The following is a 9,711-nucleotide window of genomic DNA, read 5'->3' on the forward strand; positions in this document are numbered from 1 at the left end:
TTGAGAAAATCAGCAGACCCTATTTAAACGTTGGATTAATTGGTCTTCTCGGAGTTTAAATATGGTGTTAGACCAGGAACGAACAAATAATCTTTAGGATTATAGAGAGTTCTTATATTTCAAGGGTGTAACTCCTTTTTCCTTTTTAAAAATTGCTGAATAGTTACTCTGGCTGCCAAATCCACATAAATGACTGATCTCACCAAAATTATCGTTGCCGCTTTTGATCAATTCGATCGATTTGTTGATGCGGTATTTGGTTATAAAATCTTTTGGAGAGACATCCGTAACACTCATAAACTTCCGGTAAAAATTGGTTCTGCTCATATTCATCTGGCTGGCCAGAAAGTTTACATTGAGTTTTGGCGATTGGTACTCTGATGCAACTATTGCTTCAATGCGTTTTACAAAATTTAGTTCAAACTGATTGGTAATTTCCACCTCGTGTTCCACCAATATACCTTGTTTATAGGATGCCTGAAGTTTTTTTCTGGATGCAATTAAATTTTTGATTCTTGAAATCAGAACATTTTGCTCGAAAGGTTTCGAGATATAATCATCCGCGCCGTATTCATAACCTGTTATTTTGCTTTCGGTATCGGTTTTAGCTGTTAGTAAAATGATAGGAAGATGTGAAATGAGGTCATCTTCCCTGATGCGTTTACACATTTCAAAACCGCCCATCTCCGGCATCATAATATCTGAAATAATAAGCTCGGGAAGTTGATTTTGTGCCAGCTTAATTCCTTCCTTTCCATTGTACGCAGAAATAACGTTAAATTGCTTTTTTAATGAGGAGCTAATAAAACGATTCAATTCCAGATCATCTTCAACCAAAAGAATCAGTGGCTTATCATCATTTGTGTTTACAGAAATTGTTTCTTCAAGGTGCTTTTCGGGTATCGACGGTTGCGTGGTAGTATCTGCGCTGATCCATTGATCCTTTTTGTAGGTTTTATCGTTCAGGGAAAGTACAAAGGAAAATTTGGTTTCAACATTTTTTTTGCTGCGAGCTATAATGGCTCCATGATGCAATTCGACCAGTCTCTTTGTAAAATTTAATCCAATTCCGGTTCCTGAGTAGTCAGGCTTCTTTTTGTCTATTTTTGATTGTGTGAATCGGTCGAATATGACGCCCAGATCATTTTTAGGAATTCCAATGCCATTATCAATAACTGAAATTTTCACATAGGAATCATCTTTCATCATCGCCTTACTACCAAAGAAACTTGCCATCTCAGCTGCTTCAAGCATTTCCATTTTGATTTTAATCAGGCCTTGTACTTTGACGTGTTTTAGTGAGTTGGACAAAAGGTTGCTCATTATCTTTTCATACTTGTCTTCATCAATAGGCAGTATCAATTTGTCAAAATCCGATTCCAGTTCAATCGCAATTTCTTTGCTTGAAGCAACATATCTATAAGGTTGAATCAGCCTATTGGTTAGCTGAACAATATCATCTGGTCTGACTTTTAAATCAAGCGCATCATTTTCGAGTTTCTGAACCGATAAAAGCTGGTTGACCAAGCTTAATAATCGATTGGTGCTGTATTGTAAGCCAGAAAAGGAGGCAATTTTTATGTTCTTTTCAGTCAGATCTTTTGATAGTAAATCAACATTTCCTTTAATAAGGGTTAGCGGAGTGCGGATTTCGTGTGAAATATTTGAGAAAAAACGCATTTTCATTTCCGCAACTTCTTTTTCACGTATGCGCTCATTATGCTCAACCTCAAGTCTGCTTTTATATAACTTGGCTCGTAATTTTAATTGAAAAGTAATATAGATAATCGTAGACAACAAAAGCAGATAGAGACTGAAAGCCCAGATGGTGAGGAAAGGTGAAGGTTTTATTTTTATATTAAGAGTAGAAACTTCAGACCATATTCCCTTGTTATTCTGGGCTTTTACTTTGAATCTATAATTTCCAGGTCGTAAGTTTGAGAAACTTGCAATATTCCTTTTTCCGACATTATTCCATCCTTCTTCCAGCCCCTCTAAAATATAACAGTACCTCATTTCGTCGGCAGCAACAAAATCAAAGGCATGGTATTCAATTGTAATACTGTTTTGTTTGTGATTGAGTTTGATTTCAGGAGTAATGTTTAAATTCGTGGAAAGAATATCCGTTTCGTCATCCACCTCAACCTCCTTGTTTTGAACGGTTAATTTCTGAAGAATAATTTTTGGGGGATGTTTACTGGTAGACCGGGACATTAACTCCGGATCGAAATAGCTTAATCCATTGTTACCTCCAAAATAAACGATTCCATTTTTATCGGTATGGGCAGATTTTGCATGGAATTGTAAATTATTTAGCCCTTCATTATAAAAGTAATTCACAAATTCTTGCTCCTTATTAAATCGTGACAAACCATAGGAAGTACTTAACCAAAGAACGCCGGATTTGTCTTCTGTAATACCCACGATGTCATTATCGGGAAGACCATCTTCTATGGTGTAGACTGTAACATCGTTTGTGTTAAGATCGAGCCTGTGCAATCCGGTAGCATAATTTCCAATCCACAAGATGTTGTCATCGTCTAGATGTATGGTTATTGTTTGATTTGCCACGTTGCTTTCAACATTGCTAACACGATGAATACTCCTGGACTCCCCTGACGTAATATGATAGATAAAGATACCGTTAACGTAGGATGCTACAATTAATTCTTCCTTATTAAGCGGAATAATTTGTGAGATATTAGATCCCAGTTTTAATTCCTGTTTGATTAAATTGCCGTCTAAATCAAAGATAAAAAAACCTTGTTCATCAGAACAGGCAATAACCTTTCCTTCCAACTCACAAAAAGCTGACATGCCTTCATTGGCCGCAGAAATGTAGTATTCTTTCAGTTGTTTTGCCCGTTGATCAACAATGTGTAATGCCCTTTGATCAGCCACCCATACTTTATGTTGAGAGTCAACAAAAATGGTGCGAATATGATCGGAGCTTAAAAAACTATTTTGCGTATTGTAATTCCTTGTGCTTTTCGTGTCAGCATTATAAATAAAGAAACCGTCGTTACGCGAACCGATGTAATAGTTGTTTTGGGTGTCGCTCGTAATGCTGTTGATAAATTTATTGTCGGTTATCTTGTTCAGTGAGATGTCATAATTTACATTGCCACAATCGTTAAACGCAATATTTACCCCGTGATCGAAACTGCCTACCCAAATATTTTCATCCCGGTCCTTAAATGCACAAGTAATGAAGTTCGAATTGATATCAGAATTTGCTTTGTTCAGGTTAATGAGAGCATTTGTTTCCAGGTCGAAAATGAACAGGCCTTGCGTTCGGGTACCAAACCAGATGGTATTATCAATCTTTTCTATAAACCAAATTTCCAGATCTTTTAATTGGTTCAGCTTTCTCCATTTATTTGGTAAAGGGCTAAATGTTTTTTTCTGAAGGTCGAATGCAGCGAATTGTTGACCGCTTAAAATAAGGATACTGTCGATTTTAACCATGGGACCACCAGAAGACGTTCCTTGAACAGAAGGAATAGCATATCGATTAAATTGGTCTGTTCGCGGATTGTAGTTCGCCAGGAATAAATTGTCGCTTGATTTACCCCAAATCCCTGTAGCGGAATCAACATGCAGCTCAGTTAATAATAAATCGTTTTCGATATGGGGCAGTTTCTCAAAAGACTTCTGTGTTGCGTTAAAAACACAGAACCCACTTAAGCTACTCATTCCATAAGTTTTATCACCAAAATCAACAAAAGCATGAAATCCACCATGTTGTGTTTCAAGTCGATACATTTTTTCTTTTTGGGTGTCAAACAGGTTTACCCCATTTGACCAACAAAAAATCTGCCCGTCTTGATTTTTGTATAGTGCATTCAGCATATTGCTATAAAGCGAATTTTCATCACTACCAACAAGATAGTGTTTAAATCCAGTCCCGTCATATCTGTTCAATCCCCGTGCGGTTGAAATCCATATATAGCCTAGATCGTCCTGCACAATTGATGATATATTCAAATTGCTCAGCCCGTCCCGTAAATCAAGTTGTTGGAATTTAGGAGGAATAAATTTATGGCTTTCCTGTGCAATCAATGCAAAAGAAATCAATGAAAAAAGTGAGCATAGAATCCACTTCTTTGGCCTGTATATATGCAAAAGTAATTTTTTCAACTTTTCAAAATTAGGAAAAAAGATTGGTGTTCCAGTATGGCTAATTCTAAAATGATTACACATTCACAGCGATCAACAGATATTCACCCATCAGCAGGAACTATTTCTTCCCCGAGCCTCAATCAAACAAAGGCCCTGCTCGAAAAAGGCTCAAATGCACCACCCCTGACTTGACTGTATCCCAGTACATGAAAAACCTTCAGCCGCGGGATTGGGGTGAGATAACGGTGCGTAACACCACCCTTTGGGCAGTACCATTTTGCCAGGGTATTGATCTGGAACGCAAGGTTCAACCGGATAAAACCATGGAAGCTGGTCATTCACAAAACCAAGTCAGCTAAAAATACCGTTAAAATAACCTATTCGTTCACCAATGCCAACCTGAAAAATACATTCATAAAGCATTGGCCTACATGCAGGCACAGCGGTTCTTTGTCGAACACAGCATCAAAGAATCAAGGCCGGTACTGTGGATCGACCAGTTTCAGACCCGCAAGTGGCTGGTATGGAAACACCGGGTCGCTTTAAACGTTATCGTTTCTTCGCTTATACTCCGTGAAAAACGATCGAACTTGTAGTCGTTGGCGATTCTTTCCGCCAACGACATCAAAAAATGGTTTGTCTTTCCGCTCGTTAAAGAAATGACCGAAGAACAGTTTTTTGATCAAAAGCACCACCGCCACGAAATTAGACAGAGAGAAATAAATAAGGCATAGCAAAGGTTTTAAATGTGCCAAAATAGAACCAAGTGAGGACATTTTAGTACTGCCCAAAGTTTAGTTTTCCATTAAGAGAGATTATCTGTTCTGTCGGGCGCTATTCCAAACAAAAAGTAAGATTCTTTAGTGGCCGATGATCGGCAAGATTCGTTGTCATCAAAATCAGGCTACAAGGAATTCGGATTTGGTTTTTCCCAACCAGCTTCGATAATCGCGATCGAGTCATATCCGATGGCAATTCAGATAAAAATGCAAATCGTCGAAGGATCTCTTTTTTATTTTTATTGGACAAATCGTGTTAAGTACGTGAAAGGATAAATTTGGATCCGAAACAAACACGATAAAACAGGTACAAAACTGACAAAAAATGCGATTGTGTACATTTAGGATAAATTTTGAAACACTTTTTGTAAATCGTTAATTTAATACTGTGCATTTTTGAGTTATCAAACCAAAGTAATAAAACAAGCCCGACTGAAAGAAATTATTTGCCATTCGGATGGGCGCAAACCTAAAACTATGAAACGAACGACACTGCTGCATTTATTCTGCTCAATTGGCCACTTTTCATCTACCCGAAGTGAGATGCCCGGTCTCAAAACAGGATGCAAAAAACATTTTAGTGTAGATGATTGATCACATTAAGATACTCTAAAGACAAGGAATAATCCTCTTTATTTCGCCTGGCTTGATTAATTAGTAGGCAAAACCGATGCGTATTAAACGTGGTACTATTATACAGGCAATATTGTTTTGCATAACCCGCATCAAAAACTAAAGCGATCAAACTAATAATTTAACTAAATGGTTTAATTTATGAAAAAAAATGTAACAAGTGCTTTTCTTAAAAGGAAAGTATTTCGATTTTTTGTATTGATGAAAGTTGTTTGGGTGTTTATGCTAGCTTCTGTTATAGAGGTTCAAGCAGTGGATATTCAAAAGGCTACTTATTTAACTGATCCACCTGGCTCGACGATAAATGAAAATCGGGTTGAGCAGCAGGAAAAAACCATTACCGGAAATGTTACCGATAGCAATGGCTCGCCATTACCAGGTGTAACAGTCATTGTTAAAGGAACTACAATTGGCACTGTAACCGACATAAATGGAAATTTCTCTTTGAAAATTCCTCTTGATGCTGAAACTTTGCAATTTTCGTTTATTGGGACGAAAACACAGGAAGTTGCCTTAGGGGAGATCAACACTTTTAATATTGTATTGGAAGAAGAAACAACCGGATTGGACGAAGTCGTTGTCGTAGGTTATGGAGCACAGAAAAAGGAATCGGTGACCGGTGCCATTTCAACCGTTAATACGGAGGATTTAAAACGAAGTTCTTCTCCCAATCTATCAGTTGCATTAGCGGGTCAGATGCCCGGCTTAACGGTAATGCAATCATCGGGACAACCTGGTAGGGATAATGTGAATCTTTACCTCCGGGGGATAGGAACTTTAAATGATGCGTCACCACTTATTTTGATTGACGGAGTCCCTCGTGACAATATTGCAACACTTGATCCGAACGAAGTTGCTTCTGTTTCTATTTTGAAAGATGCCTCTGCTACGGCCGTGTTTGGTGTTCGAGGGGCAAATGGAGTCATTCTTATCACTACCCGCCGTGGAGAAGCAGGAGAGTCGGAGCTAAATATAACGTTTGACCGGAGTTATCAGCAGTTTATCACGCATAACGATCGGATACACTCCTGGGAATTTGCTGAACTTCGTAATCAGGCGTTTTCAAATAGCAATCCTGGTGCGGCACCTGAGGATTATCCTTTTACGCAATATATGATTGACAAATACAAAAGTGGAGAGGATCCTGTCTTTTATCCTGACCGGGATGTCTATCATGATTATTTTCGCGATTGGGCACCTCAAACGCGTGTTAATACGAATTTTAATGGGGGAGGAGAGTCTTTTACCTATTTTTTGAATGCCGGTTATATTGGTCAGGGGGGGAATTTTTATACTGAACCTGAAAGCGCTCTTGGATATGATCCCAGTTACAGTATGGATCGTTACAACTTTCGTGGCAATATCGATTATAATATTGCGGACAATCTAAAGGCTTCATTAAATCTGGCTACTTATTTGCAAAAGATGAATTCTCCTCAAACGGCAGAGTTGTATGGGAGTATGGCTAATCTGGTGCAAAATATGATGGCTTATTCATGGGCAACTCCACCAACAGCTCCAGGTCCCTTAACTGTCCCCGGATATGGCGTTCCTGAGAATGAAATTGTGGCTCAACCCGGTTGGGATCAAAGTACCTACGGAGGAATTAATCGTCGTGGGTATAGAGACGAAACATCAACGGTGCTGAATTCCTCATTGGCGCTGGATTGGGGATTGGATTTTCTTACCAAAGGGCTGAGTGCCCGGGGAATGATAGCCTTCGACAGTCATGCCAATACGGTTCGTCAAGGTAGCCGGGACCATAATACCTACGCAGTCATTGTCGCTCGAAATGCGAATGAGACATCTGGATATTCTGCCATTCGCAACAATACGGATGGCGCAATGCGCCTGGCTAAAACCATGAATTCTTATTATTACGTGAACCTGCAAGCCTCTCTTAATTATGCAAGAAGCTTTGGGAATCATAGTGTTACTGGTATGGTTCTTTATCAGCGAGATAACTGGGATGGCTGGAGTGCAGATCTGCCCTATAATGTAATAGGATATGTTGGACGCGCAACATACAACTATGATAGTCGGTATCTGGCGGAAGTCAATTTTGGTTATAACGGTTCGGAACAATTTGCTCCCGATAACCGGTTTGGCTCATTTCCTGCCTATTCTGTGGGTTGGGTTCCCAGCAACGAAAATTTCCTGAAAGGGAACAGGATCATCACGCATTTGAAGTTAAGAGCCTCTTATGGAATTGTTGGTAACGACAAATTGGGTAATAGCAGATTCCTGTACCAGAGTTTTATTACCATGGGCGGAGGAGAAATACCCGGCTTAGGATACGGACAAAGTGTCCAGCAAGGAAGAATGGGGAACGAAGCCCTTCAATGGGAAAAAGCAGAAAAGAAGAATGTTGCGTTTGACTTAAAATTATTCAATGATTTCTCTCTTACCGTTGATGTTTATAATGAACACCGTGATAAGATCCTGATTGGGCGTTCGACAGTCCCTGTGCTTCAGGGAATACCACTGGGGAATATTCCAAAAGTTAATATTGGTATTGTTGATAACAAGGGATACGAAGTAGAACTAGGCTACCAGAAAATCATCAGTGAAGATTTTTCTGTTGCTCTCAGGGGAAACTTTAACTATAATGAGAACAAGGTAGAATTTGCTGATGAAGTGAAATATGGGGATGATTATGCCTACCCGTATCGCTCTACTGGCTTTAGTATTGGTCAGCATTTTGGCTACCTGATTGACTATAGCAACGGAAATGGTTATATCAATACCCCGGAAGAACTCGAAAATTTACCAACTTATGAAGTTGGGGGCATACCTCGCCTCGGTGATGTTAAGTATGTAGATGTAACCGAAGATGGAGTAATTAACGACCGTGACCTCGTCCCGATTGGATATTCGTCTGTACCACGTGTTTCTTATGGTTTATCAGGAAATGTGACTTTTAAGGATTTTGATTTGTCAATGGTATTTTCTGGTATTACACAAAGCAGTGTCGTACACACTGGTTGGGGAGTAACGGAATTTGGTATAGCAGGGGTCTTCAGTGATTGGCACAAAAGAGCATGGACTCCGGAGCGTTATGCTAATGGAGAGGAAATTAGTTATCCGGCTTTAGCAATGTCTCCTGGAGTGAGCCAGAAAGCGAATAGTTTATTTATTATGGACCGATCCTTTTTAAGGTTAAAAAATATTGAAATTGGTTATAGCCTGCCTGAAAAAGTACTGGACCCAGTTGGAATCGAAAGGGCAAGAATTTATGCCAATGGAAATAACCTGTTAACATGGGATAAGTTCCCCACGAATACCATAGATCCGGAGCAGAATGATGCACTCGCATACCCGTTAACGAAGATGATAAGCTTTGGTGTCAATGTAACTTTTTAATAGCAAAATCAGAAAAAATGAAACATAAATTATACATATTCCTACTGTTTGTTTTTTTATTGAACAGTTGTAATGATGCACTTGATATAGCCCCCGACGGTAATCTGCAATTGGATGAGGTTCTGGCTGATCCGGACAAGGTTGAGGCTTTGGTAAATACATTGTACGAGAATATCCCACAAAAAGGATATGTGTATTTCTTTTTTGATCCTGCTGTTGTTGCTTGCAGTGACGATGGGTGGTCTTCTGAAGATGGTCAGGGACAGTTGGTCGATCAATACTACAAAGACAATACTTCTGCCAGTAATCATCCTATGAGGGATTATCATGATGGACACGGAGCCAGGACTAACGCGTACTGGAGTCGTTACTGGAGACAGATACGATTGTGTTCGCAGTTAATAGAAGTGATTGATGAAGCTGCTGTAAATGATGAAGCTGACCGAGGCAGATTTAAAGCAGAGGCTAAGGTGATGAGGTCTTTCTTCTATATGGAACTGATCAAATGGTTTGGTAAACTTCCGGTCATGGATCAAACAATTCCATTTGATGCCGACTTCGCTGAACTATCCCGTCAATCGGTCTATGAAGTAGCTAGCTTGATTGTTTCAGATTGTAACGACGCGATTAATGAACCAACACTACCTTGGAGGATAACGACTGAGGCAAATGGCGGGCGCGCTACCAAGGCCCTGGCAAGTGCACTACGTTCCGAAGCTATGCTTTTTGCTGCAAGCCCACTTCACAATGGAGGAGAAAACCATTGGGAAGAGGCGTATCAGGTGACAAAATCGTCTGTGGACCAATTAAAGGC

Annotated in this window: 4 protein-coding genes; 3 read left to right on the top strand and 1 reads right to left on the bottom strand. The window is 39.5% G+C overall.

Annotation, left to right across the window (positions count from 1 at the left end; genetic code table 11):
- Window positions 1-99 precede the first annotated feature (99 nt).
- Window positions 100-4,140 (bottom strand): response regulator, encoded by a 4,041-nt coding sequence (locus tag AAC033_RS16935; protein WP_339740296.1) that lies wholly within the window; start codon window positions 4,138-4,140, stop codon window positions 100-102.
- 188 nt (window positions 4,141-4,328) lie between these two features.
- On the opposite strand from AAC033_RS16935, the gene AAC033_RS16940 reads away from it, so the two are divergent.
- The 3 genes from AAC033_RS16940 to AAC033_RS16950 all read left to right on the top strand — a co-directional run.
- Complete coding sequence (locus tag AAC033_RS16940; RefSeq protein WP_339740298.1) at window positions 4,329-4,481, top strand: hypothetical protein; 153 nt, start codon at window positions 4,329-4,331, stop codon at window positions 4,479-4,481.
- Window positions 4,482-5,675: 1,194 nt separating this feature from the next.
- Window positions 5,676-8,897, top strand: coding sequence for a TonB-dependent receptor (locus AAC033_RS16945; RefSeq protein WP_339740300.1), 3,222 nt, complete (start codon window positions 5,676-5,678; stop codon window positions 8,895-8,897).
- A 17-nt stretch (window positions 8,898-8,914) separates the two neighbouring features.
- The coding region (locus AAC033_RS16950; protein WP_339740302.1) for a RagB/SusD family nutrient uptake outer membrane protein at window positions 8,915-9,711 on the top strand (797 nt) is incomplete at its 3' end.

Origin of the sequence: uncultured Sunxiuqinia sp. (assembly GCF_963974515.1) — a bacterium.
In the GTDB taxonomy this organism is placed as follows: Bacteria; Bacteroidota; Bacteroidia; order Bacteroidales; family Prolixibacteraceae; genus Sunxiuqinia.